Genomic DNA, 1,655 nt, shown 5'->3' with positions numbered 1-1,655 from the left:
GGCCGTGGCGCCGCGTCCGCGCAAGCCGTGCAGCAGCAGGCGCAAAGCCGCCGGCAGCAGCGGCTTGGCCAGCGCCGCCGCTTCGCCCGGGCCGGGCTGGCGATCCAGGCTGCGGTTCAGCGCCACCAGGCACAGGCCGTCGTAGCGCCCGGCGCCCTCGGCGTCGAGCAAGGCGGAATCGACCAGCGCCACGTCGCGCGCGCTGCCGGGGCCGGCCGAGGCGGCGAACGCCGGCGGCGCGTCATACGCTTCCACCACGCAGCCCCAGTGGCGCAATTGCGTTTCCAGGTAATGCAGTGTCGGCACGTGGTCGTCCACCAGCAGCACGCGCATGCCGGCCAGGACGCCCGCCGTGCTGTCCTCGCTGCGCTGGCGGCGCGCCAGCTGCAGCGGCACCGACACCACGAATTCGCTGCCGCGCCCGGCCTCGCTGCTGACGCTGATGGTGCCGCCCATCAGCTGCACCAGCTGCTGCGAGATCGACAGCCCCAGGCCGGTGCCGCCGTAGCGGCGCGAGGTCGAACTTTCGGCCTGCTCGAAGGGGTTGAACAGGCGCCCCAGCTGCTCGCCGCTCATGCCGATGCCGCTGTCGGACACGGTCAGCTGCAGGATTTCCATCGTGCTGCCCGGCGCGCTCACGCCCAGGTGCACGCGCACCTCGCCTTCGGCCGTGAACTTGATGGCGTTGCCCACCAGGTTCAGCGCCACCTGGCGCAGGCGCTGCAGGTCGCCCACCAGGCCTTGCGGCATATCGGGCTCCAGCGTCAGGAGCAGGTCCAGCCGCTTGCCCACGCTGGCCGCCTGCATCGCCGCCGCGATCGCCTCCGCCAGCTCCTCCAGCTGGAACGGGGCCGCTACCACGGCCAGCTTGCCGGCCTCGATCTTGGACAGGTCGAGGATGTCGTTGACCAGGGCCAGCAAGGCGCCGCCGGAGGCGCGGATCAGGCGCACATACTCCTGCTGCTCGGGGCTGAGCGCGGTGCGTTCGAGCAGCTGGCCGATGCCCAGCACCGCATTCATCGGCGTGCGGATTTCATGGCTCATATTGGCCAGGAAGGCGCTCTTGGCGCGGCTGGTTTCCTGCTGCTGCAATTCGGCCCGCTTGCGCGCCGTGATGTCGAGCGCGACGACGTGGAAGCCGCACACCTCGCCTTGCGCGTCGGTGTCGGGGATGTAGTCGGTCATGAAGTGGCGCGGCCAGCCGGCGCGCTCGGTATCGGTCTCGAAGTGCACCCGCTCGCCGCGCAGCGCCGCCTGCACATGCGTGGCGATCTGCGCATACAGCACGCTGCCCAACACTTCTTCGACGCTGCGCCCGATCATGCCGGCCGGGTCGATGCCGAGCAGGGTCTGGTAGCTGCGGTTGGCGAAGCGGTAGATCTCGCCGCGGTCGACATAGCCGATGGCGGCCGGATTGTGGTCGGCCACCGTGCGCAGGAAACGCTCCTTGTCGGCCAGTTCCAGCTGTGCGCTGGCCAGGGCCGAGAGCTGCTCCGCCGCCGCTTCCTCGCTGCGCCGGCTGCCGCTGACGTCGGTGACGAAGGCGGCATAGCCGGGCACCCCGTCCGCCGCATGGCCGGCCAGCGTCAGTTCGGCGTCGAAGCGGCTGCCGTCGCGCCGCCAGCCGGCCAGCACCAGCGGCTGGCCGACGCTGC

At 71.2% G+C, this 1,655-nt stretch carries 1 protein-coding gene; it reads right to left on the bottom strand.

Translation table 11 applies throughout. The features are described 5' to 3' along the window. A partial coding sequence (locus GM658_RS28535) for a PAS domain-containing hybrid sensor histidine kinase/response regulator (RefSeq protein WP_155457499.1) occupies positions 1 to 1,655 on the bottom strand: 1,655 nt, incomplete at both ends.

Source organism: Massilia eburnea (assembly GCF_009720745.1).
Lineage (GTDB): Bacteria > Pseudomonadota > Gammaproteobacteria > Burkholderiales > Burkholderiaceae_D > Rugamonas > Rugamonas eburnea.
The sequence above is the reverse complement of the archived record's forward strand: the minus strand, read 5'-3'. Positions and strand labels throughout refer to the sequence as shown.